Below are 23,263 nucleotides of genomic sequence, written 5' to 3' on the forward strand. Positions count from 1 at the left end.
ATGCGGCAGGAAGATGAACTTGGTCGTTATCAAAGGAATTCAGACGAACAGGCGCCCTTTCGAGGCCGTTAAACCAAAAATCCCGGCTTGGAGCCGGGACTTGTTTTCTACCCTGTAGGTCCCGGCTCAAGGCCGGGACTGCTGCGATGCATTATTTACCTTCGATCAGCTTACGGCGCAGCCAGCTGGAGGTCTGATCCATCAAGATCACGACAACAATGGTCAGAATGATGATGTAGCTGGTGTTCTCCCAGTCGCGGGAGGTTTTCATGGTTTCCACCAGCATCAAGCCGATACCGCCAGCCCCAAGCGCGCCGATAACCGTCGCCGAACGGGTGTTCGATTCCAGGAAGTAGAGCACTTGGGAAACAAACACCGGCAGGATCTGCGGAATAACGCCGAACCGGTACCGCTGGATCTGATTTGCGCCGGTGGCACGCACGCCTTCGACCTGTTTGTTGTCAATGTTTTCCAAAGCTTCGGAGAAGAGCTTGCCGAGCGTTCCCGTATCCGTGAAGGCGATCGCCAGCGCACCGGTCAACGGTCCAAGACCAAAGGCGCGGATGAAGATCAGCGACCAGATCAGCATGTCGATGCCGCGCAGGAAGTCGAACAGACGGCGGACCCCGAAGCGCAGGAACATCGAGGGTGTGAAGTTCCGGGCCGCGAGGAACGCCAGCGGGAGGCCGAACAAGGCTGCAGTGATCGTTCCAAGCACCGCCATCATGATCGTTTCAAACAGCGCTACGAAAATCTCACCGTGCTGCCAGTCCGGGTTCTCCAGGAAGTCCTGAACCATGTACCAGAGATTTGAGTAGTCCGGGTTTAGCCGATCCGCGCTCAAAGCAAGCGCATAAAGCTGGCTGAACGACTTGCCGTAAAACTCCGAGTCGAACGGGAACCAGAAGTTTTCCCAACCACCGAAGTAGTTGTGCACCTCGATCTTTGTCCGGGTGACCTGGACCCGGCGGTCAAGGGTCGGACGGGCGTCGAGTTTCTTCGGATTGGTAAGAAGCCACTCCGGAACATCGCCTTCAGGCAATTCGATATCGACACCATCGCTGGTTGCCTGACCGATGATGGTTCCGTAGCCCGGGACCGTAAACGACATCCGGTTGCCGATGATCTCGACAAGATACCCTTCACCAAGGTCGACAAACGCATCCTTGCCGTCGACTTCGACCCAGTCCGGCAGATCCGCTTCATCGTAGGTCGCGCGGCGCTCACCTTCGATTGCGACCTCGAGAATGTCGCGGCGAAGCAACTTGGTGACATGAACTTTATAGGCAACTGAATCCGTTGCCAGAATAACGGCTCGCTCCGGCTGGGCCTTTGCAAGGAGATCCGGCACGCCAAAGGCGAACCATGTGTAGGTGAGATAGGCAAGAATTCCAAGCGGGACGAGGATCGTCAGCCACGCGCGGCGACGCACTTTCGACCAGACATCTTGCGGCGTGACAAGCTGTTCGAGGGTATCGGTGGACATGTTCGCTGATCCCTCTTAGTGCGCTCTGCCGGCGCCGACCAGTTTGCCGCGCAGATATGACGAAGCCTGGTCGATAATCATGATGGTGACGAAGAGGAGCACGAAGATCGCGGCGGTTTCATCGCCTGCGCCCTGCCCCCATCCGATGGTGCGCCGCAGCTCCTGGCCGATCCCACCGGCGCCGACGAAGCCAAGAATCGCGGAAGCCCGCACGTTGATCTCAAGACGCAGCAGGAAGTAGCTCAGGTAGTTCGGCGCCACTTGCGGCATCACTGCATACCGGATGCGCTGCAGCCAGTTGGCCCCGCAGGCAGACAAGCCTTCGATCGGCTTGCGGTCGATGTTCTCGTTGACTTCGGAGAACAGTTTGCCCAGCGCACCGGCGGTGTGAAACGCGACGGCGATCATGGCAGGAACCGGGCTGGAGCCGAGAACAAAGATCAGGAACAACGCGATGATCAGTTCCGGAAAGGCGCGCATGATATCCATCATGCGGCGCACCACCGGGATCAAGGGACCCCAGCTGTCGACGTTGCGCGTGGAGGCCATGGCGAGCACGACGGCCATGGCAGCCCCCAGAAGCGTCGCAACGGCCGCAATGTTCAAGGTTTCCAGCATGGCTGGGAGATATTGGATGATCAGACCGAAGAACGCCGGCCCGGCTTCCCAGGCTTCAAGCACGATCTCGCTTGGATAATCGAAAAACTTGCTCAGGCCCTGCAGAAAACCGCCGGAGTTCATGTCGTTGGATTTCGAATATCCCGAAACCATAACGGCAACGACCAACAAAAGTCCGATCAGCGAATAAAGCTGACGGCGTTTGCGTAAGGAGAGGATTTCCTCTTCCATTGCAGCGACGGCCATCTTCAATGTCCTTTAAACGTCACGCATAAAAAACGCGGGCCGGAAACCGGCCCGCGCGCTATTCAAGAACGCTTAGTTCTTGCTCTTTGCCTTACGAGCTTCAACGATGTTGACGTAAGCTTCGTGAGTGATCGGCATGAAACCTTTGGTCTCACCAGCAGCAACGCCGTATGCGCACTCAGGGTCCAGAGAATTCAGGGACGCCATCAGAGCGGTCATTTTGATTTTGACGTCTTCCGGAAGCTTCTTGGAAAGAACGATCGGACCTTCCGGGATCACCGGCGAACGCCAGATTTCACGCAGTTCGGTCATGTCGACCAGGCCGGCATCGGACGCTTTACGCAGAGCGCCGGAGTTGTAGCCGTCTTCCCATTCACCAAGACCGTCGGCCCAGGTTACGCCAGCGTCGATGTCGCCGTTGGAAACAGCAACGATGGTCTGCTCGTGACCACCGGTAAACTTAACGTCGCCGAAGTAGTCGCCCGGCTCCATGGAGTAGCCTTCCTGCGGGATGGCGATGGACGGGATCAGGTAACCGGATGTGGAGTTCGGGTCACCAAAGCCGAAGACCTTACCCTTCATATCTTCCAGAGAGTTGATTTCGGCATCGTTGCGGGCAAAACCGATGGAGTAGTAGCCGTAGCCGCCATCAACGTTGACTTTAACCAGAACCGGGTCAACCGCTTCCGGATCGGTCAGGTAGACTTTGGCGTAGCCGGACGCGCCGAGCCAAGCCATGTCGAGGTTGCCGCCGAGCAGGCCTTCGATCACGCCGTTGTAGTCTGCCGGTGCGAAAAGCTTGACCGGAACGCCGAGCAGGTCAGCAGTCTTTTCTTCAAGGCAGGTGTAAGCACGCAGACGGTCGGAAGCGTTTTCGCCGCCGAGAATGCCGATGCGGAATTCGGAGATTTCTTCAGCAACGGCAGCGGTTGCGTTCAGAGCGATCATGCTGACTGCAGCCAGCGCAGCAACTTTGGAAACCAGTTTCATTTGGGACACTCCCCCGAGGGTTCACAATTGATGACGATGATTTGGGAGCAGACGGTCAGCCCGCTGCTGCCGCCGGGGTCATCACACCGGCGGATTCTTGAGAGCCGGATTTACCAGCATCGATGGCGGTTGATGTTGCCGCTTCGTTGAAGCTTTCATCGGCGCCATAAATCTCGCGCGCCACATCTGTGGTCAGGGCGTCTGGCGCCCCGTCGAAGACAATGAAGCCGTCGCGCATGCCGATCACGCGGTCGCAGTACGTGCGTGCGGTGTCGAGCGTGTGCAGATTGCAGATGACGATCTTGTTGTCGCGTTCGTGGATTTCCCGAAGCGCATCCATGACGATCTTGGCATTCATTGGATCAAGCGAAGCGATCGGCTCGTCGGCCAGGATCATATGCGGATCCTGCATGAGCGCTCGTGCAATTGCCACGCGCTGCTGCTGACCGCCGGAAAGCTCTTCGGCCCGTTTGGGTGCTTCCTGAGCAATGCCAAGCCGGTCCAGCGCAGCAAGTGCGGTTTTCACGTCGTCTTGGTCGAAGATATTAAAGAGGCTCTTGAGCGTGCCGTGGCCATTCAGACGGCCGAGCATCACGTTGGTCACCACATCCAAGCGGGGCACAAGATTGAACTGCTGGAACACCATGGCGCAGTCGCGCTGCCAGCGACGCATCATGCCGCCCTTGAGGCTCAGAATATCGCGGTCATTGAAGAGGATCTGACCGGAGGTCGCCGGCGTCAGCCGGTTGATCATGCGCAGCAAGGTCGATTTGCCTGCACCGGAGCGGCCGATAATGCCGACCATCTGCGGTTTGTCGATGTTGAAAGATACCTTGTTCACCGCAGTCCGGGACCCAAAGGTCTTGGTGACGTCCTGAAATTGAATCACGCGGCAGCCCTGTCCGTGTTTGTTCGTATTTGCTGCGCGACAAGAGCCATTCGAGCGTAACAACGCGATGACAGCTATTTATCAGTCCCTTGAAGAAACGATGACATTTCAATGACAAGGACCTGCCGGAACACATACAGCGCCCGGACAAGACTTTATTTTCCTGCTTCCTCAGAGGGTTCTGCATTACGCGGCAAATCACGGTTGCAAGAGAAGAACAAAGCCCGAGAAGCGTGTTTCCGCGCTGAAATATTAGTCAGGGTGCTTCAAACCGGCCGAAACTGAGGAAAAGAGAAAGAGTTCATGGATACGTCATCAAAACGTCACGCTTCATGATGTGACCAAAGCTATCCATCTGCGCCTGTCACAAAACAATGGAACACGCAATGTCCGCACCGCACCAAAAACCCGGCCTGACCGAAGCCCCCAATATTCACCCAGACGCGGTCGTTCAAAACTGTGAGCTCGGAAAGTGGACAGAAGTCGGCGCGCTGACCGAAATGCGCGAAAGCCAGATGGACGATTACTCCTACATCGTTCAGGAGGGGGATGTGGTCTGGTCAACGATTGGCAAGTTTTGCTCGATTGCCCGCCGGGTGCGTCTCAATCCCGGCAATCACGCCACTTGGCGCGCGTCACAACATCACTTTACCTACCGGGCGGCCGCCTATGGGCTGGGTGATGATGACCAGGAGTTCTTTCAATGGCGCACGGACGATTGGGTCACAATCGGGCACGATGTCTGGATCGGTCATAATGTGACGGTTCTGGCCGGGGTCACAATCGGGACCGGCGCAATCGTTGCCGCAGGCGCGGTCGTGTCGAAAGACGTCCCGCCCTATACGATTGTCGGCGGTGTTCCGGCGAAACCAATCAAACGCCGGTTTACGGAAACCCAGGAAGAAGCTCTGATGGCGATCGCCTGGTGGGACTGGAGCCATGATCAGCTGAAGGATCGCTTGCCCGATTTTCGCAACCTGCCGATCGATGGATTCATAGAGAAGTATCGCTGACCTATTATTTTGCCGGAAAATCATTTCTTAACTTGCATTTGATTTCAGTGAGGGAACTCAACTCACTACCAGGCCTGCATTTCTGCGACTTTCAGACGAAAGAGATGACTTTCCCCACAAGTCACAATGGTTAACAGGGGCGATTCGACAGCAGCACATTCCTGTGGTGAACTCCAATCAACAGCACGGCAGAGACCTGTTTCGGACCGCCAACCAAAGCATACGGTTTTTGTTATCGCTGTCTGGGCACAGTCCCAAGGGGTCGCTTGCGGCTCTCGCGGACCGGCTGTGAGGCACCCAGTTTGCGCTTGATGCGGAGCGCTCCGCAGCCAGCGCCCCGGCTCTCCGGTGAGCAGCGGGTTATCTGCAATATCGGTGCAGGCTTCAAATCTCTTCGGGGACGAGGGGTCGGCAGGCACCAGATGTCTTCGGAGATCTGATGTCGAGTTGAGATCAAGACGGACTATCGATCCCGCTTCGGCAGGTTTCCGGGTCCGATAACCTTGACCTGAACAGGGGGGTGTTGGTGAAAGCCGACACCCTTTCTGGTTTCTGCTACAGTCATCTCAATATGAGCTTGGACATCATCCCAAATCCGCGAAACCTCGGCCCGTCCCTTCGCCGCTGGCGGGTGCTCAATCGCGTCAAACAGCAGGCACTGGCCGATGAGCTCGGAGTGTCCCAATCCAAAATCTCGCGGTGGGAGAGCGGTGCTTCAGAACCCGACGGACTTGACCGTGCCAGGATTGAGCGGCTTCTGCTTGCCCGGCCGGACAGTGCAGCGGACCGGGCCTTGATGGAGCTTGTCAGCAGGAACAGCGCGCCAGTTCATCTGGTGTGCGATCTCAGCCACCGGCTTCTGGCCGTCTCCCCTGCCCGTGCGCGGGACTGGCATGCGGGCGTGACCGAGCTGATGGACCGTCCGCTTTGGCCTTATGCGTCGGAGGGGATCCAGGCCGCCGAACAGGGCCTTGGCGCCAAAGGCTGGTTCGAATCTCATGCACCGGATATCGTCTTTTCAACAGAGCGCGCTGATTTTCCGGAGATGACGATCCCGGAAAGCCGGATCAGGATCACGCGGCTCGCCCTGTCCGACGGCCGTTTTGCCCGGCTTGTGCGGGACGACCCTGCCCGGCTTGCATAAAATATTCAGCGTGTCGTCAAGCGGTGTTGGCCGGAGTAAACTTCCGCCCATGAACAGCGAAACCGACGGCAACCACGCCCCCTTTATTGACCATGGCCGGCTGACCGGTCTTCTTGCCTTTTTTCAGGCAGCCGAACAGCTCAAGGACACTTTGCGATCCGGCACCAGCCGGAGCGGACGAGCGGAGAGTACTGCGGAGCACAGCTGGCGGCTGTGTTTGATGGTTCTGCTCTTTGAGAAAGACATCATTGGTGTCGATATCAAAAAGCTGCTCAAGTTGTGTGTTCTTCATGATCTTGGCGAAGCAATCTCTGGTGATGTTCCGGCCCCGCACCAATCGGACGGTGACAACCGGCAGGAGCGCGAAAGACGGGACTTTCAAGCGCTGTGTGCCGATCTGCCCGATGACGTGGCCGATGATTTCATGGCGCTTTGGGACGAATACGCCGATGCCGTGACACCGGAAGCGCAACTTGCCAAAGCATTCGACAAGCTGGAAACCATGTTGCAGCACCAGCTCATGCCGGGTGCCGATGCCGATTTCCATGCGTTCAATTTGAATTATGGACGAGACCGGACTGACGTCTTTCCCCTAACCCGCCAGATCCGCGAAGGGATCGACGTGCGAACGAAAGAGCTCATAAGAGACCGTCAAAGCGCCCAAAAAGCTTAGACGGCGTAGGTATCAGATCCTTATCTCTTGTCCAGTCATGGCAGATATGCACCGATTGCGGTCAAATATTGACGACCAGCCCGGTCGTATCAGCTGTCACTCCGCCAGACTTGGCTTTAACGGTTTCGGACTTGGCCGCCACCGTCGTCTGAGCGGCGCTGACGGTGGTGCTTTCCGCCTTCAGCTGGGCGATTTCCGCCACCATCTGCTTGATCTTTGCGGCCATGGTCTCGTTGCTGACCACAAGCGTTTTCAGCTTGACCGCCATTTCTTTCAGATCAATTTCACTACCTGTCACTTCGGCCGCGACGCCGACGACATCGACTGTGACGGCGGCTACCCCCACCGCGATGGTGGCATTGATTTCGGTTGTGGCTCCCATCCCGATGCTCAGGTCACCGCCGCCGAAAATCGCGAGCGATCCGCCGAAGGTCATGTCGATGCTGTTGCCTTCGGTGAAACTCTTGGTGTTGCCGGAATTATATTCGTACGTGTCACCGGCAATCGTTTTGGTTTCCTCCTTGGCGCTGGTCTGAATAACACCAGACCCATCGCCGGCAGACAAAGTGATGTCCTTGCCCGCTCCGCTGGAAATGGAAACCACGTCCGCAGACGAGGTCATTTCCAGTTTTCCGGAGCTCGTTACCGATGCAGCGCCATCGACATTGAGCGTATAATCACCGTTGACTTGCTGTCTGAAATCAGCGGTTTCCACATACATCTTCTCCTCAGCCTTCACCAGGATCCGGCCATCACAGGCCAGCAGGATCCCGTCACCACCACCGGATGCATTCTTGTAGGCATCCGCATTGCTGCCTTCGTCAGTTATGTGCTGTTGCGGATACCACTCGTCGAGATCATCGGCTTGAAACGCCTGTTCTTCGATGTCGGCATATTCGCCAAGACGCAAAACGGCTCCGAGGCGGTGTTCATCCTCGTCTGAGCTCGTTGACGGCACATAAAAGTAACAGCTGCGGCTTGAATCCATGCGTGCGGCTGCATTGCTCGCAGCACTTGCCGCTGTGTTGTCCAGGTTCGCTGCGTCCGGGTCGTAAAACCCATTCCAGTCAGCCAGCGCCATTGAACGTCTCCACGTCTCTTATTGTTTTCAACGGATCACAACAAACGCGACCACCTTTCGGCAGCCGCGCTTTTTCATGACTGACAGTTTAACGGGCGCATTTTAAAGGCGAATTAGCAGCTTCACTCGAGTTGTCGCCAGATTGTTAGACAGCGTTAACCAATCCAATGGCGATAGCATTCAACCCAAACCATAAGCACAAACCCGGACCGCCTTGAACGCGGGTCCAGCGATCGTCAAATAGACTTGCAGGTGCTTACAAACCATTCGGGAGGTCTGGAATGTACGAGATTTTGCCACGCAGCGACGGAGCCGTTCTCGGCGTAAAAGTCTTTGGCACGCTAACGTTAGAGGAAGAAAAAGAGCTGATTGCCAAGGCAGATGAGCAGGTCTCAACCTATGGCAAGGCCAGTTTTCTGGTGGTTCTCGGCGACCATGTCGGTGTCTCGCTGAAAGCAGTGGCGTCCGACATCAAGTGGCTTATGACCCATATGGACAAGATCGCGCGGGTTGCTGTCGTAACGGACAGCAAGTTTATTTCGGCGCTGGTGGACATTGACGCCACCTTTGCAAACCTCGCCGGCATCAAAGAGAAACACTTTTCAACTGCCGAACTCGACGCCGCCTGGGACTGGATCGAGGAAACGATGCCTACGCCGTGAGCAGCTCTTCGTCGCTCAGGAAAGCACATTGCTCGACCTTGCCGCCGGAGACCGTAATCATGTGCCCGTGCGGCACTTCCATCCAGCAGTTCCGCGCCTCGTCCAGTGGCTCGGAGACCACCATGACGCCGTCGTTGAACTCGCGGTAATAGAGGGTCGGCGGATAGCTGTCTGATGCGTACCGGGCCGCATAAAGCGTCTCTCCATCCGACCAGGCAGAGGCAAAGCGCATGTGCGGCGTGCAGCCCGAGTATTTGGACAGCGCTTCGGCTTCATGAACCGCGCGGGCCATGGCCGCGCGCGGGTGATGTTTGAGCCCATAGGCGAGCGCAATCAAAAAGAGGCTCTCGCTGTCAGTGCCGCCCATACGGTCGCGGTAAAGATCATCCGGGATCATGTTGTCGAGCCGCCGGCGGACCTTGTCATAGCCGCCGATCTGACCGTTGTGCATGAACGTCCAGCGGTCGAAGGTAAACGGATGACAATTGTCCCGTGTCGTTGCCGTACCAGTCGACGCGCGAACATGGGCCAGAAAGTGCCCCGACCGGATGTGCTTTGCGATCTGCAACAGGTTCGGGTCCGACCAGGCCGGGCGCACATCCTTGTAAAGACACGCCGTTTCCTTGTCGCCATACCAGGCTACACCAAACCCGTCGGCGTTCACCGCCGTTTTGCAGGACGTTGCATTGCGGCTCTGATCGATCAGCGAATGCTCCGGATCGCAGATAACCTCTTCCAGATATTTCGGAGCCCCGCTCCAGGCAGCCCATCGGCACATGATCGCTCGTAATCCTTATGCAGCTTTTTGTGCGGCCTTGAACCTTGCGGTCGTTTCATCGCACGCATAGCTGTCGGCGACAGGGTACGGCTTACGCGCCAGCTGGTCGACGGCCTGGATGATCTGATCAGCTTTCACTTCATCCAGAAGAACGGAAAAATTGAGCCGGGTCCAGCCAGGTTTCTTCAGTTCTTCACCGGAAAGAATGCCATCGCGCAGGGCGTCGGATTCCGACCGGTCGATGCCGAGCAACCGGTGGGCATACGGCCCAGCACAAGCACACCCGCCGCGCGCCTGAACCCCATAAACATCCGACAGCATCCGTGTGACCAGCTGCTGATGGATATACCCACCGCGCTCCAGATCCTTCACCCGGAAAGAGAAGATCGGCATGGTGTGGCTTGCCTCCAGATTGCCGAGGATCTCGATGGCCGGGTTTTTCTGCCAGGCTGCCAGGGCCCGGGCGCGCCAGGCTTCGTTGCGGGCATCCATTTCGGCCTGACCGATGGCTTCCTTCACCAGAAACGCCAGCGCGGCGCGGATGTCGCCAATGACATTCGGTGTCCCGGCTTCCTCACGGGCGGCAATGTTTTCGGAGTAGTCGTGCCCCCACGGGGAAACGAAGCGAACGGTTCCGCCGCCCGGAAACACCGGAGTTTTGATACAGACCGCTTGCTTGCGCACGATCATGACGCCGGACGCGGCCGGACCGCCAATGAACTTGTGCGGAGAAACGACAACCGCGTCTTTTTCTGCGTCAGTGCCCGGCTTCATGTCGATCGGCAGATAAGGCCCCGATCCGGCACAGTCCCAGACGCTCAAGGCACCATGGCGTTTCAGAATCCGCGTAACTGCCACATCATCGGTCACAATGCCGGTGACATTGGACATCAGCGAAAACGCGCCGACGGTCAAACGGCCAGCTGCTTTTTCGGCGAGAACCGCGTCCAACTCGGCTAGGTCCGGACCACCGTCGGCAGCCTCGTTGATCTCGATCACTTCGGCACCGCTTTCCCGCCACGGCAGAATATCGGAATGGTGCTCGTAAGGACCCAAGATGACCAGCGGGTTTTCGCCCCGTTCCGCGGCCCCGGAGACACCTAGCAGGTGAACCAGCCGGTTGAGTCCTGCCGTCGCACCTGACCCGCAAAAGACTGTGGCGTAGCTGTCGAAAGCCCGGCAGATGCGGGCAATCTCGGACCGCGCCGCCTCCCGCATCCGGGTCATGGTCATCCCGCAATAAGAGGCTTCGGTGTGGCTGTTGGCGTAGACCGGAAGCACCTCTTCCATGACGAAGTCCTCGACCTGCCGAAGGGCCCGTCCGGAGGCGACATAATCGGCATAGATCATCTTTTTCGGGCCAAACGGTCCCTCAATCACCATGCCGTCTCCGATCAGCCCAGCGCGGAGCCGTTCGATCAGATCCGGGCCTTTCAAAGCACTTTTAAAGGTCTCGAGCGCAGTTCCGGAAGACGCGAGGTGTTGAGATTGGGTCATGTTCTGCTCCAAATGTCTTTGAACGGATCATACGACCAATCATATTCAGAAATCCGCACTTATTTTTATTGCAGAATTCCTTATTTTGTGTCATATGATCGTTCATGGTGAAAAAATTCGATCAAATTGACCGCGCGCTTCTGAGAGCCCTGCAACGGGATGCCCGCTTGTCGCAGCGGGAGCTGGCCGAGGAAGTGGGATTGTCGCAAAACGCCTGCTGGCGGCGGCTGAAAGCCCTTTATGAGAGCGGATTGATCGAAGGGCACACGATTCGCCTTGATCCGGCGCAGCTCGGCCTGAATCTCACGGTCTTTGTCATGATCCGCACGCGCCACCATTCCAAGGAGTGGTTGGAGACTTTCCGCAGCGAGGTCACACGGATCCCGAACGTGATCGATTTCTACCGGCTTGCCGGGGATTACGACTACATGTTGAAAGTGGTCGCCGAAGACATGAACGCCTTCGATCAGGTCTACCAGCGGCTGATCGACAAGGTCGATCTCGACACGGTTACCTCCTACATGACCATGGAAGCCATCGCCGACGCCCGCGACCTGCCGATTTGACAGGATTCTATCGATAGCACTTCAGAGAAAGGCGGTTTGATGCCTTGGGTAGACGGTCGCCCTCAAGCGTCACCCCGGGCGAACGCAGTGAAGACCCGGGGCCTACTCGTTTCCAGAGCATGTGCCGGAACCAACGACGCCATTCGCAAGCGGCACCGCGCGTAGGCCCCGGCTCGGCGTTTCACTTGGCCGGGGTGACAACCAGGGCACAGATGCCCAATAACTTCCATCACCAACCGGCTTGAAGAGCCTGCCCCGGACCTTGTTCCGGGGGCAACCACTCCTTGACTCTGCCCCAAGCACCACTGCTCAGGTGGGATCAAGACGATCTGGATGCCCGATCAAGCCGGACATGACGGAGCGTGGGAAACCCGCCGACCAATCCAAACGGTCACCCCGGGCGAACGCAGTGAAGACCCGGGGCCTACTCGTTTCCAGAGCATGTGCCGGAACCAACGACGCCATTCGCAAGTGGCACCGCGAGTAGGCCCCGGTTCGGCGCTCCGCTTGGCCGGGGTGACAACCAGGGCACAGATGCTCAATAACTTCCATCAATAGCCGGCTTGAAGAGCCTGCCCCGGACCTTGTTCCGGGGGGAAACCACTCCTTGACCCTGCCCAAGCACCACTGATCAGATGGAGACAAAACGGTATGGATGCCCGATCAAGCCGGGCATGACGGAGCGTGGGAAACCCGCCGACCAATCCAAACGGTCACCCCGGGCGAACGCAGTAAAGACCCGGGGCTCACTCGTTTCCAGAGCACGTGCCGTACGCAGCGACGTCATCCGCAAGCGGTACCGCGAGTGGGCCCCGGCTCGGCGCTCCGCTTGGCCGGGGTGACAGTCTGAGCTGTTGAGTTTGCCGGGGCTGCTCTAAAGTTCCAGTTTCCCGCGTTCCTTGAGGACCTTTGCCCGTTTCCAGGACCGGTGACCTTCGTGAAGGCCGTGCGCGGCCTCCCAATCGAGGATCGGCTGGATGTTGTCTTCCGGCTCCCAATTCGAGTCCATTTCGCCGCACTGTGTTTGATCGAGAAACCGGATCTTGCGTTTCTTCAGCTCTTTTTGAAACGCATCCGAACAGAAGACGCCGCCTGAACTGACTGGCTGCAGATAGAGACCTTGCCAGAGATGGCGATCGCCGATCGCTGGACGGCTTAAGACCATGTCGTGCTTAAAGGATTTTATCCGAGTGAACGGCTGGCCTGAGGGCTCATCAATTTCCCACTGAACGCCGCTTTGATTTACGAGAACCGTATCGACCGAAACCATGCAGTTGAAAACATAGTGGTTTTCAGTCAGCGGCTCCCCGGCCTTATTCCGCAGATCAATGGGTATGAACTAATGCACCCCTGGCTCGAACTCTTCAACCAGATCCTTGAACCGCTGATTGACAGCGTTGCAGCCGGGCATCGGAAAGACATCCGGGATTTTTTTTGTGGTCGTCTGATGTCCTGATTTCGGAACTGCCCTCGGGTCTATCCAAAACCCCTCGCTTAGACCAAAAGCAATGCTCCCGAATTTTCTGTACTCGTCTCCAATTTCATCCCAGTCGAAATGCGGCGTGGACCAAGACTGATGAACGATCTCCAAAAAATAAGCCATCAGCTCCTCCCACGCTTACCGAAGGTCGGGCGCTTGGATCGGTTGCCATGTTTAGGAAGGGGTAAATTCAAGACGCTTGTCTCATAGGATGGGAACATCTGCCTGCCCTCACACAAAGTGCAGGTTCGGAAGATCCATTCTTTAAGTTGAAAGTGTAAACAGTTTCCAACCCATCGCTCATCGCCCAGATGGACCGGGCAACGGTGGCGGCACCGGTTCCCAGGGTTTTGGTCTTCAATTCTGCTCTGCACTCCCCTCACCCGGCACACACGCCGCCACCGCCTCGCGGGAGAAGCCACTTGGCGCCTATTGGCAGGCATTTCGGCTCATGTTTGTTGACCCAGCACTCTCAAAGGAGTGAGAATTGCGGTGAAGGGGCGTGTTTCCGTGCTCAGCCGTCCCGGCCTCCGAGCCGGGACCGCCTCTCACAAGACCTATAGGGTCCCGGATCACGTCCGGGACGGCACCAGTGATCGGCACTCCGTCTTCCGCAACAAGAATGCGTGACCTTTTACCGCCGGCGGCCGCCGCCTCCGCGGGCGGCGCGGCCACCGCCGCCGCGTTGCGGGCGGGCCTGTTGCGGCCGGGACCGTTGCACGTTGCGCTGGCGGTTGACCTGACGGTTGCCGGCCTCGCGCGCCGCACGGTCCCGGTTGAGATGTGCCGGTGCCTGCGGCCGCTGTGCTGGCCGGGTGGCGGGGCGTTGGGCGGGCCGTTGAGCCGGGCGTGTCTCCGGCCGGTTGGCTGGCCGCTGCACATTTGGTCTTTGATTGCCTGGCCTTTGGCCGGCATTGGGCCTCTGGCCATTGTTCGGACGTTGGCCCGCGTTCGGTCTTTGCCCGGCATTGGGTCTTTGGCCCGCATTCGGACGTTGTCCGGCGTTTGGCCTGTTCTGGATCCGATCCCCGGCCGGCCGGTTGGCAAGCGCGGCTCCGGCACTAGCTCCAATCGCGGCCCCTGCCCCGAGATCGCGCGCCCGGTTTTGAAGAGCGTCGCGCGAAGGGGCGTCGACGCCGTTCCAGCGCCCGCCTTCAAACTTCTGCCAGTTCTGTCCGTCGCGGCGATAAACACTGCCGTCGCGGCCCGCAAAGACGTCCCCGCCCCGCCGGTTCAGTGTTGCCGCACGGCCAGGGCCACCCTGTTGCTGCCACCGGTTTGCTGCCGATGCCCTGACTTCACGGTTGCGCGACCACTGCGGGCCGGAGACGACAGCCCCACCCCAGGAGCCGTAGATGCCGCGAGCACCACCTGCGACGACGCGATTGCCCGTGCGGGGATTATACGCGGAGATGAAACCCGCACTGCCGCGCGGGCCGCTGATCGCTCCGCCGCGGATATAGCCACCCGTGCGCGGATTGTAGATGCCCCCGCCTGCAATGCCCCGGCGCGGGCCATAGGCATAGCCATACCGGCCATAGGTGCCGCGAAGGGGATTGTAGTAGGCACCGATCCCGTAGGTCACCGGCCGCGGGAAGTAGATTGGCCGGATGCCCGGCCGGTACCACGGGCGGTAGTACCAGCCCGTGCCGTAGACAAAGACGCCCCATGCCAGAAACCCGGTTACATACCCCATTGTGTAGCCGTACCAGACGGCATTGGGTTCAGTCTCATAGACACGCACATAGGTGACGTTGTAGACCGGCGAGGATGGCGGAATGGTGTAGATCTCTTCCGGCACGGCTTGCGCCACGACAAACGGTCCTTGCGGACTGTCACCGACAAACCAGACGCCATCCTGAAGCACGTAGTATTTTGCGCCGACCTGAATGACCTGATCGTTGGTGTTCACCGCATAGGACATCGAGGTGCCCTCGATCTGCGTGAACTCCGGATCGCCTGCATAGGCGACATCCGCGCTGACCGACCCCAGCTCAACGCGCGCCGTCGTTGGAATGCTGGCCTTCAGTCGGGCCTGTGAGGCTTCAGAGGTGCCGGGAATGGACGACCGGACCGAATAGTAAGGTGCATCTTCGGGGATGTTCAGGAAGTCCGACGGCATGTCAGGCGTGGTGAACGCCCACGGACCGTCGAGAGACGCCGACTTGAACCAGCGCCCCGACAAGAGGATGTACCAGGTCGATGTGGTTTTCAGGAAAAAGACATCGTGGTCGGTGTTAGAGGCCCATTCCAGATCGCCCCCTGGTACCGGTTCCAGTTTCGGCTCACCCTCGAAGACGATCATTTCAGCCGGTTTGTCGGAATATATGACATTGGGTGCTTTATTGTCCGGAAAGGCTTGTGGCGGGATCGCCTCCCGGGTTTCTTTCCAGTTGTCGTCGTCCGGCAAATTGGTGATCGGGCCCGGCAAGTCCATCACCGCTTCCCAGGTGCCAGTCAACTCTGATGATTTGAGCCAGGATTTTTCATCCCGGAGATAATAGTCCGAGCCTTCATCCGGCTTTAGGATGTCCCAGTTGGTGTTGACCACAAAGCTCAGGCCCTGATCGCCCTTGACCGGGGCAAGGATGGGTTCGCCTTCCGTTTGCACCAAGATTGCCGGCTCATAGGAGATGAACAGCGGCGGAGCCTCGGCGTTGAGGCCATCCACATCCTCCATCCGCTTGTATTCCGCCAGGTTTGCGGTAATGCGGTCTTCCTTCACCGTCACGACGCCCGTCGGCAGGATCTTGCCCACTTGAAGAGACAGATCCGACAGCGCCGTCCGGTCGAGCGCGGAAAAATCAAGGCGGGTCACCTGAATGTCTGAGACATCAATCAAGCCGGCTTGCGGATCGGGCGCGGTTTTGCCGCTCACGCCGATCACGCCAAACACGGGGGCCGCATCCTTGTCCTTGATGTATTCCGCGGCGATCAGGGCATCCAAGGCCTTGAAGTCCGTCCATTCGGTGACCTGAGGCTGATAGAGGACAAGTGTCGCGCCCGCATCCGTATCGTAGGTGCGCGGCCAGCCGGTCGTATCCTCAGCTTCAGTAAGCTGCAGGTAATTGCCACTGACGAAACCGTTCTGGCCGTTGTAGGTCACCGAGCACCAAGCGCCGGTGTCGTCGCAATCCTGAAGTTCGACGGGGGTGCCGTTCGGCACGGTGCCGAGCGAGCCGAACCCGGTCCCGGGCCCCTGACGGAAATTCACATTCGCCGTGGTGACAGCCGGTGCTGCCAGAGCGCCATTCAAAAGAACGGTTTGCAGCACCAAGGCAGATGACAGGGCGACGGAAACAACTTTACGCACAGCAAAACCTCCCAAAATATCGGACGGCCCAGCTTCTTCCGGCGGGTTCTCAATACCTTAGCCCGAACGTTATGGCATTTTCACAGCAGGGTCAGCCGTGATCTTTGAAATTCTTTATCAAAAAGTACCGGCGCGCTTTTTTTAGATGTTTTGGTAGTAGCCGCCCCGGCCTTGAGCCGGGGCCTAAAATCAAATGGTCCCGGCTCAAGGCCGGGACCGAACAAACACAATTTCAGGCGGAATGAGGTCCTTCGCGTGGGAAGACCATGGCATTCAGCCAGCCGACTTCAGCACGCCATGGAAGATACAGCCCGGCCGATGACAGCAACGGCCTGACCGGTGCGCGCGGACTGCTGGGCGGCAAGCCCCATCTCGACGGCTTTGCGTCCATCTTCCAAAGAGACTTCCACGTCGGTCTTTTCGCCGCGAACGACAGCGACAAAATGCTGGTGCTGATAGAAGGTCGAGCCGTTGTGGTCGCCGGCGTCCAGGATGGTCGGATCAACAGGAATGTCGATCTGGCGCGGGCCTTTTGGATTGCGGGGCGACACGATCAGTTGGGGAACAGGCGGCTCGCCCAAATCTCTTGGCCAAAACCGGCCCGGCCCCGGGACCAAGGCCTCGATCTTGCCAGCCGGCCCGACCGCAGACACTTCCTCCTGGTAACGGGAGCCTTCTGCGAACATGCACAGTTCCAGCATTGCGCGGGCGCCGTTTTCGAAATCAACGATCACATACCCGTTGTCGAGGATGTCCGGCGTTTCGCCGTCATAGAGCTCTTCTTTGTGGTTGGCGTCCTGCCCCGCTGAGGCCATGACACGGACCGGTTCGCTCATGATGATCAGCCGCATCAGATCGAAAAAGTGACAGCATTTTTCGACAAATGTCCCGCCGGAATAGCGGTTGAACCGGTTCCAGGATCCGACCTTGTCCAAAAACGGAAAGCGATGCTCGCGGATGGTCAGCATCTTGATGCCGCCCGTCGCCGTTTCTGCCTGTTCGATCAGGGCTGCGATCGGCGGCATGTACCGGTATTCCATCGCGACCCAGACCGGGGCTGGATACGATGCCTTGAAGGCCTCGAGCGCTGCAATGTCTTTCGGGTCGGTAAACAGCGGCTTTTCAACCAGCAGCGGCAGTGGCCGTTTTTGGCGGATTTCTTCCATCTGCGGCACATGGCAATGGTTGGGACTTGCGATCAGGATGCAATCCAGCTCATCAACACTCAAAACAGCGTCGACGGAATCGACGAGCTTGGCATGCGGCGCAAACCTGGCGGCTTGCTCCGCCATACCGACATCCGGCTCGAAAATAACCACCACTTCGGTGTCCGGCAGCAGCGCGATGTTGCGCAAGTGCTCCTGACCCATCATGCCACAGCCGATGACACCGTATTTTACCTTCGCAGGCATTTGGCTCTCCTTAAGTCGGCGGATCGTTTCGCGCCCGCCTATTTCAGTCTTTGAACGTAATGCGCCCTGTCGGTATCGAACCAGGTGCGCGAAAACTCGACCGGCTCGGGCTTGTCCGCCCAGCTGAACCGTTCGATGTATCCTGTGAGAGTGCCGGGCGCTTTGGTAAAGACCTCTGGCGCCCAGTCCGGCACGGCCTTGATCGTCACCCTGTCTTCAGCGCGAACGATCCAAAAGCCAAGCTGCTTTTGATAGAAACGGTAAAGCGAATCTGAAAGCTGGTCTTTGCGGACAAAACCGCAATCCCCATCCAGCCAGATTTCCTCAACCGCGATGATTGTTTCGTTGAGGTAGCGTAGACGGCGGATGCGCGTGCCCTCACCGCTCGTGCCGAACTCCGGAAGATCTTCCGGTTTGGATACACGGTCGACCTCAAGAATGTCCGCCTTTGGTAGTCCACCACCGGACAGGAGCTCCAGACGGAACATGGCGTAAACGCTTTCGTTTGTTCCGCCCTGACGTATGTAGTTTCCCGAGCCCTGGATCCGTTCCAGCAGGCCTTTTTCCGTAAGATCAGCCAGCGCTTTTCGCAGCGTACCGATCGAGATCCCAAGCTCTTCCGCCATGTCCCGTTCCGGCGGCAAACGCTCTCCGTCAAGAAGGCGGCCAGCCGCGATATCCCGAATGAGAAGCTCACTTATCTGGACATAAAGAGGCAAGGCATTTGAGGTCTGCGAGGCGGTTGGCATTGCGGTGCGGCGATCTGTCTTTCGAAAATTGATACACTATTGATTTACATCAAGGCGGGTGATAAGCAAGGAAAAAGTGAAGGTCCAAATGAAGGCCTTCGAAAACAAACGAAATGCCCGAAAAATATTGGGGAGGAGAGCCTTAGATGACCGTTGTTCCCGTAACTTCGCCGGACCTAGATGCAGCTGAAGTGTCCTGGTTCGCGGCGCTGTGCTCGGACGACTATCAGTTCCTCGGCGTGCCGGAAGGCCACTTGCGGTCCTCATGGGAGCACTGCTCTTCCATCGTCAAAACAGCCGAGGCCCAGGGCTTCCGGAACATTCTTTGCCCGTCGTCTTACCAGGTCGGGCAGGACACCTTGAGTTTCGTCGCCGGCTGCGCGCCGATTACCGACAAGATTAACTTGCTGGCGGCTGTCCGCTGTGGCGAAATGCAGCCGATCATGCTGGCGCGGACCATCGCGACGCTGGACCACATGCTGGCAGGCCGGCTGACGGTCAACATCATCTCCTCCAACTTCCCGGGCGAAGAAGCCGACAGCGGATACCGCTATCAACGGTCCCGCGAAGTGGTTGAAATCCTCAAGCAAGCCTGGACACAGGACGAGATCAATTACGAAGGCCAGATCTACAATTTCAAAGGCCTGACCACGGATCCGGCCCGGCCTTACCAGACCGGCGGCCCCCTTCTTTATTTTGGCGGCTATTCGCCAGACGCTTTGGACCTGTGCGGCCAGCACTGTGATGTCTACCTGATGTGGCCGGAAAAGATTGAAGAGCTGGAAGGCCGCATGAAGGCTGTTCATGCCGTCGCCGAGAAATACGATCGCACTCTCGACTACGGTCTGCGCGTCCACATGATCGTCCGCGACACCGAAAAGGAAGCGCAGGAATACGCCGACTATATCGTTTCCAAGCTGGACGATGACAAAGGCACCGCCATCCGCGAACGGGCGCTCGACGCAAAGTCTCTTGGTGTAAGCCACCAATCCAAGAACCGCGAGATCGCGGATGAATTTGGTTACATCGAGCCGAACCTTTGGACCGGTGTTGGCCGGGCCCGCTCCGGTTGCGGGGCGGCACTTGTCGGTTCCACCGATCAGGTGATGTCCAAGATCGAAGCCTATCAGAAAATGGGCATCCGCGCGTTCATCTTCTCCGGCTACCCGCATGAAGAAGAAGCCAAGCACTTCGGTTCCCGCGTCATGCCAAACCTGAAGACTTGCTCGCTTCCCGAAGCTTACGGCCGCGTTCCGGCCGAAACCCCTGCAACACCGCTCGGCAATGGAGTCCGCCGCTAATGGATCGCGTCAAACTTAACGACACGCTTGAATTTTCCCGCCTCATCTATGGCATGTGGCGGCTGGGCGATGATGCGGACACATCCCCGGCGCATGTGGAGCGGAAAATCCAATCCTGTCTTGATCAGGGCATCACGACCTTCGATCAGGCAGATATCTACGGCGATTACGGTGCCGAGGCCGTGCTCGGCGGCGCGATGAAAGCCAATCCGTCCCTGCGCGACAAAATGGAAATCGTCACCAAGTGTGACATCGTCGCTCCGTGTGGCCGGTATGCCGATGCCAAGGTAAAGTACTACGACACGTCGCGGGCTCACATTGAGAAATCGGTCGAGATTTCTCTCACCGAAATGGCCATCGAGACGGTCGACCTTCTTCTGATTCACCGCCCGGATCCGTTCATGGACCATCATGAAACGGGCGCTGCGCTGGATGATCTGGTGAAGTCTGGCAAGGTGAAAAACATCGGCGTCTCCAATTTCCGTCCTTGGGACTGGGAACTTCTTCAATCCGCCATGTCCAACACGCTGGTGACCAACCAGATCGAGATCTCCTTGAAGGAAATCTCGCCATTTACAAATGGCGATTTGGCCTTCCACCAGCGGCTCGGCACAAAACTGATGGCCTGGTCACCGCTTGGTGGCGGATCGCTGATTTCGGAAGGCGGCAAGCTCGGGTCCGTGATGGACGAAATCGCGAGTTCCTTCGGTGTTGACCGATCTGCTGTTGCCGTTGCGTTCCTTTTGGCGCATCCGGCACATCTCATGCCGGTCATGGGCACCAACAATCTGGAGCGTATCGGGAAAATCTCAGACGCGCTCAAAGTCAAACTTGACCGCGAAACCTGGTACCGCCTCTACGAGGCAGCCCTTGGAAACGAGGTTCCCTGATGACAATGCAAAATGCAGATCACACCGTGACGTTCGCGCCGCATTCTGAAAACTCCCGGCTCTTGCGGGATGCCTTCGGTCGATTTGCGACCGGCGTTACTGTTGTGACCACCCATTCTGAAGACGGCCCGGTCGGGATTACCGCCAACAGCTTTTCTTCCGTCTCCATGGACCCGCCACTCGTCCTCTGGATGCCGGACAAGGGCTCGCGCCGGTTCCGCTACTTTGAGCAAGCAGAACGCTATGCAATCCATGTTCTGAGCCACGAGCAGGCGGAGATTTGCAATGGGTTCGTCAAGAACGCACATGCTTTTGATCAGCTGACATACCAGCTTTGCGAGAACAACGTACCGCTGATCGAGAACTGCCTGGCGCGCTTCGAATGCAAACGGTTCGCGGCCTACGAGGGTGGCGATCATTTGATTGTTCTGGGCCAAGTGATGCAGGCTGAGATGCGCACCGGGGATGCGCTGACATTTTTTTCCGGCAAACTCGGACAAATCGCGCCAAAGTAAGAGCGTGCAAAGATAAGCAAAGGCCGGGACGAACATCGCCCCTGCCATAATGGACGTACCAGGGAGGAGCCCGTATGGGGGCATTGCTGGCGGTTTTGAAACCGCTTGCCTTCGTCAATTCGCATCTTTTGCGGATCGGACGAGGGATCGGCGTCGTCGCCGTTGCGTTGATGGTGGTTGCGATCCTGATACAGGTCGTGGCCCGCTATGGGTTCAACAATGCCCTCCCCTGGCCTGATGAGGCCGCCCGTTTCTGTATGCTCTGGATGACCGGCTTGATGGCGCCGACCGCCTTCCGGCGCGGCGGGTTCGTGGCCATCGACACGCTGGTGATCATGCTGCCCAAAATCCTGGCAAGCGTCCTTTCCCTTTTCTTGTTGTGCGTCTCGTTCGTGGTGCTGATCGTCGCTGTTCAGATTGGCTACGCTGAAGTGACCGGTTTTGGTGGAAAATTCGCGACCGCCTCCCTCTACGTGCCGGGCAATTTGGCGTTGACCGAGTGGATCCGGGTGCCGCGCAGCTGGATGATGATGTCGATGTTCGTAGGCGTCATCTTGCTCGCTCTGGTCAATGTAGAGCTCATCTTGCGCAGTCTGATCTCCTTGATCGGTGGCAAGGATGACCTTCCGGGCATTCCGGATATCGACATGGCGGGGGCAGACTGATGCTGATCTGGTTTCTTCCCGTTTTCCTCGTTTTCCTGATGATCGGTTTGCCGGTCTTTTTCGGCCTGCTCGCAGCGCCCGGCATGTTGTTGTGGCTGAACGGTCAGGAGCGGGACATCACCCTTCTCTACCGTAACGTCTACAACGGGATGGACTCTTTTCCTCTCATGGCGATTCCGTTTTTCATGCTCGCAGGCGAGCTGATGAACAAAGGCGGGATCACCATGCGGCTGGTGGAGTTTTCCCAGGCACTCATGGGGCACCTGCGCGGCGGCCTGGCGCACGTCAACATCCTGTCGTCGATGCTGTTTGCCGGTCTCTCCGGCTCGGCGGTTGCCGACACCTCAGCGCTCGGATCCATGCTGATCCCGGCCATGGAAAAACAGGGCTATACCCGCAAATTCGCCGCTGCAATCACGGCAGCCTCCTCGGTGATTGGCCCGATCATTCCGCCATCCGGCATCATGATCATCTACGCCTATGTGATGGGCGAAAGCGTTGCTGCGCTGTTCCTTGCCGGTATCGTTCCCGGTGTCATGGTCGGCGTCGGCTTGATGCTGATGGTCAAGTTCATGGCCGACAAGTATGATTTCCCCGTAGCTTCCCGGAAGTCGACCTGGGGCGAACGTGGCCAGGCATCACTCAAGGCCTTCTTTCCGCTTTTGACCCCGGTGATCATCCTCGGGGGCATTCTGGCTGGTGTCTTCACACCGACAGAAGCGGCAGCCGTTGCTGTGGCCTATGCCCTCTTCATCGGGCTGTTTGTTCTCAGAACCTTGAAGCCGCATGAAATTCCGGGTGTTTTGAACCGTGCTGGCATCACATCAGCCGTTGTGCTGCTGCTGGTCGGGGCCGCCATGGCCTTCAAAACCGTGGTCAGCCTCAGCTACGCACCGCAAATCATGGCCGATTTCGTACTCAGCCTCACCGAAAACCCGCTGCTCCTATTGTTCCTGATCAACCTGCTTCTGTTCATCGTGGGCATGTTCCTGGATGCGGGACCGGCGATCATCATTCTTGGACCTATCCTTGGACCGATCTTTCTCGAACTGGGTGTTGATCCGATCCATTTTGCCATCATCATGAGCGTGAACCTGACCATCGGTCTGGCAACGCCTCCGATGGGGCTGGTCCTGTTTGTTGCAGCATCTGTCTCCAAGGAACGGGTGGAGACGATATCCAAGGCTATTCTGCCGTTTCTGGCGGTGGAGATCGCAGTGATCTTCTTGATCACTTACATTCCGGCACTTTCGATGACGATCCCGCGTCTGACCGGATTTGCCAACTGATCTGAG

Annotated in this window: 22 protein-coding genes; 10 read left to right on the top strand and 12 right to left on the bottom strand. The window is 57.9% G+C overall.

Annotated elements, in window-relative coordinates; translation table 11 throughout:
- Positions 1-151: 151 nt before the first annotated feature.
- The 4 genes from phnE (ACQY4Z_RS03160) to phnC all read right to left on the bottom strand — a co-directional run bounded on the left by phnE (ACQY4Z_RS03160) (position 152) and on the right by phnC (position 4,229).
- The gene (phnE, locus tag ACQY4Z_RS03160) at positions 152-1,486 is read right to left on the bottom strand and encodes a phosphonate ABC transporter, permease protein PhnE (RefSeq protein WP_428526601.1); all 1,335 of its coding nucleotides are present in this window, start codon (positions 1,484-1,486) and stop codon (positions 152-154) included.
- Positions 1,487-1,501: 15 nt separating this feature from the next.
- Complete coding sequence (gene phnE / locus ACQY4Z_RS03165; protein ID WP_428526603.1) at positions 1,502-2,350, bottom strand: phosphonate ABC transporter, permease protein PhnE; 849 nt, start codon at positions 2,348-2,350, stop codon at positions 1,502-1,504.
- A 72-nt stretch (positions 2,351-2,422) separates the two neighbouring features.
- Positions 2,423-3,340: a phosphonate ABC transporter substrate-binding protein gene (gene phnD / locus ACQY4Z_RS03170; RefSeq protein ID WP_428526605.1), complete on the bottom strand. Its 918-nt coding sequence runs from the start codon at positions 3,338-3,340 to the stop codon at positions 2,423-2,425.
- A gap of 55 nt (positions 3,341-3,395) precedes the next feature.
- Positions 3,396-4,229: a phosphonate ABC transporter ATP-binding protein gene (gene phnC, locus ACQY4Z_RS03175; RefSeq protein ID WP_209173395.1), complete on the bottom strand. Its 834-nt coding sequence runs from the start codon at positions 4,227-4,229 to the stop codon at positions 3,396-3,398.
- A gap of 386 nt (positions 4,230-4,615) precedes the next feature.
- Here phnC and ACQY4Z_RS03180 point away from each other — a divergent pair, with 386 nt between their 5' ends.
- The 3 genes from ACQY4Z_RS03180 to ACQY4Z_RS03190 all read left to right on the top strand — a co-directional run bounded on the left by ACQY4Z_RS03180 (position 4,616) and on the right by ACQY4Z_RS03190 (position 7,059).
- Positions 4,616-5,242 carry a DapH/DapD/GlmU-related protein gene (locus ACQY4Z_RS03180; RefSeq protein WP_428526608.1) on the top strand — a complete coding sequence of 209 codons (627 nt, stop codon included), beginning with the start codon at positions 4,616-4,618 and terminating at the stop codon, positions 5,240-5,242.
- Positions 5,243-5,768: 526 nt separating this feature from the next.
- A complete protein-coding gene (locus ACQY4Z_RS03185) occupies positions 5,769-6,386 on the top strand; it encodes a helix-turn-helix domain-containing protein (protein WP_428526610.1) in 618 nt (205 codons plus the stop codon).
- 49 nt (positions 6,387-6,435) lie between these two features.
- Positions 6,436-7,059: an HD domain-containing protein gene (locus ACQY4Z_RS03190; RefSeq protein ID WP_428526612.1), complete on the top strand. Its 624-nt coding sequence runs from the start codon at positions 6,436-6,438 to the stop codon at positions 7,057-7,059.
- A 61-nt stretch (positions 7,060-7,120) separates the two neighbouring features.
- On the opposite strand, the gene ACQY4Z_RS03195 is transcribed toward ACQY4Z_RS03190, so the two are convergent.
- A complete protein-coding gene (locus ACQY4Z_RS03195) occupies positions 7,121-8,140 on the bottom strand; it encodes a hypothetical protein (RefSeq protein WP_428526614.1) in 1,020 nt (339 codons plus the stop codon).
- 281 nt (positions 8,141-8,421) lie between these two features.
- On the opposite strand from ACQY4Z_RS03195, the gene ACQY4Z_RS03200 reads away from it, so the two are divergent.
- Positions 8,422-8,802: an STAS/SEC14 domain-containing protein gene (locus ACQY4Z_RS03200; protein ID WP_428526616.1), complete on the top strand. Its 381-nt coding sequence runs from the start codon at positions 8,422-8,424 to the stop codon at positions 8,800-8,802.
- Here ACQY4Z_RS03200 and ACQY4Z_RS03205 read toward each other — a convergent pair.
- Both ACQY4Z_RS03205 and ACQY4Z_RS03210 read right to left on the bottom strand, forming a co-directional pair.
- Entirely contained in the window at positions 8,792-9,580 is a 789-nt protein-coding gene (locus ACQY4Z_RS03205; RefSeq protein WP_428526618.1) for a class II glutamine amidotransferase, read from the bottom strand. The genes ACQY4Z_RS03200 and ACQY4Z_RS03205 overlap by 11 nt on opposite strands.
- Before the next feature lie 15 nt (positions 9,581-9,595).
- Positions 9,596-11,077: an aminotransferase class V-fold PLP-dependent enzyme gene (locus ACQY4Z_RS03210; RefSeq protein ID WP_428526620.1), complete on the bottom strand. Its 1,482-nt coding sequence runs from the start codon at positions 11,075-11,077 to the stop codon at positions 9,596-9,598.
- Between the two features lie 104 nt (positions 11,078-11,181).
- On the opposite strand from ACQY4Z_RS03210, the gene ACQY4Z_RS03215 reads away from it, so the two are divergent.
- Entirely contained in the window at positions 11,182-11,643 is a 462-nt protein-coding gene (locus ACQY4Z_RS03215) for an Lrp/AsnC family transcriptional regulator (protein ID WP_428526622.1), read from the top strand.
- An 874-nt stretch (positions 11,644-12,517) separates the two neighbouring features.
- On the opposite strand, the gene ACQY4Z_RS03220 is transcribed toward ACQY4Z_RS03215, so the two are convergent.
- From ACQY4Z_RS03220 to ACQY4Z_RS03240, 5 genes are all read right to left on the bottom strand, one after another.
- On the bottom strand, positions 12,518-12,979 hold the full coding sequence (locus tag ACQY4Z_RS03220; RefSeq protein ID WP_428529697.1) for an imm11 family protein: 462 nt from the start codon (positions 12,977-12,979) through the stop codon (positions 12,518-12,520).
- Positions 12,980-12,982: 3 nt separating this feature from the next.
- Positions 12,983-13,246, bottom strand: a complete 264-nt coding sequence (locus tag ACQY4Z_RS03225; protein WP_428526624.1) for a hypothetical protein — start codon at positions 13,244-13,246, stop codon at positions 12,983-12,985.
- Between the two features lie 511 nt (positions 13,247-13,757).
- Positions 13,758-16,436 carry an SH3 domain-containing protein gene (locus tag ACQY4Z_RS03230; RefSeq protein WP_428526626.1) on the bottom strand — a complete coding sequence of 893 codons (2,679 nt, stop codon included), beginning with the start codon at positions 16,434-16,436 and terminating at the stop codon, positions 13,758-13,760.
- A 287-nt stretch (positions 16,437-16,723) separates the two neighbouring features.
- Positions 16,724-17,848: a Gfo/Idh/MocA family protein gene (locus tag ACQY4Z_RS03235; protein ID WP_428526628.1), complete on the bottom strand. Its 1,125-nt coding sequence runs from the start codon at positions 17,846-17,848 to the stop codon at positions 16,724-16,726.
- A gap of 38 nt (positions 17,849-17,886) precedes the next feature.
- A complete protein-coding gene (locus tag ACQY4Z_RS03240; protein WP_428526630.1) occupies positions 17,887-18,597 on the bottom strand; it encodes a GntR family transcriptional regulator in 711 nt (236 codons plus the stop codon).
- A gap of 146 nt (positions 18,598-18,743) precedes the next feature.
- Here ACQY4Z_RS03240 and ACQY4Z_RS03245 point away from each other — a divergent pair, with 146 nt between their 5' ends.
- The 5 genes from ACQY4Z_RS03245 (at position 18,744) to ACQY4Z_RS03265 (ending at position 23,257) form a co-directional block, all read left to right on the top strand.
- Positions 18,744-19,898 carry an LLM class flavin-dependent oxidoreductase gene (locus ACQY4Z_RS03245; protein ID WP_428526632.1) on the top strand — a complete coding sequence of 385 codons (1,155 nt, stop codon included), beginning with the start codon at positions 18,744-18,746 and terminating at the stop codon, positions 19,896-19,898.
- Positions 19,898-20,788 (top strand): aldo/keto reductase, encoded by an 891-nt coding sequence (locus tag ACQY4Z_RS03250; RefSeq protein WP_428526634.1) that lies wholly within the window; start codon positions 19,898-19,900, stop codon positions 20,786-20,788. Before ACQY4Z_RS03245 ends, ACQY4Z_RS03250 begins: the two co-directional genes overlap by 1 nt.
- Positions 20,788-21,303 carry a flavin reductase family protein gene (locus tag ACQY4Z_RS03255; RefSeq protein ID WP_133950665.1) on the top strand — a complete coding sequence of 172 codons (516 nt, stop codon included), beginning with the start codon at positions 20,788-20,790 and terminating at the stop codon, positions 21,301-21,303. The genes ACQY4Z_RS03250 and ACQY4Z_RS03255 overlap by 1 nt, the downstream gene beginning before the upstream one ends.
- Positions 21,304-21,377: 74 nt before the next feature.
- Positions 21,378-21,968: a TRAP transporter small permease gene (locus ACQY4Z_RS03260; protein ID WP_428526637.1), complete on the top strand. Its 591-nt coding sequence runs from the start codon at positions 21,378-21,380 to the stop codon at positions 21,966-21,968.
- A complete protein-coding gene (locus ACQY4Z_RS03265) occupies positions 21,968-23,257 on the top strand; it encodes a TRAP transporter large permease (protein WP_133950669.1) in 1,290 nt (429 codons plus the stop codon). The genes ACQY4Z_RS03260 and ACQY4Z_RS03265 overlap by 1 nt, the downstream gene beginning before the upstream one ends.
- The last annotated feature ends 6 nt before the right edge of the window (positions 23,258-23,263 follow it).

This window comes from Roseibium sp., from assembly GCF_965276855.1.
Classification (GTDB): Bacteria; Pseudomonadota; Alphaproteobacteria; order Rhizobiales; family Stappiaceae; genus Roseibium.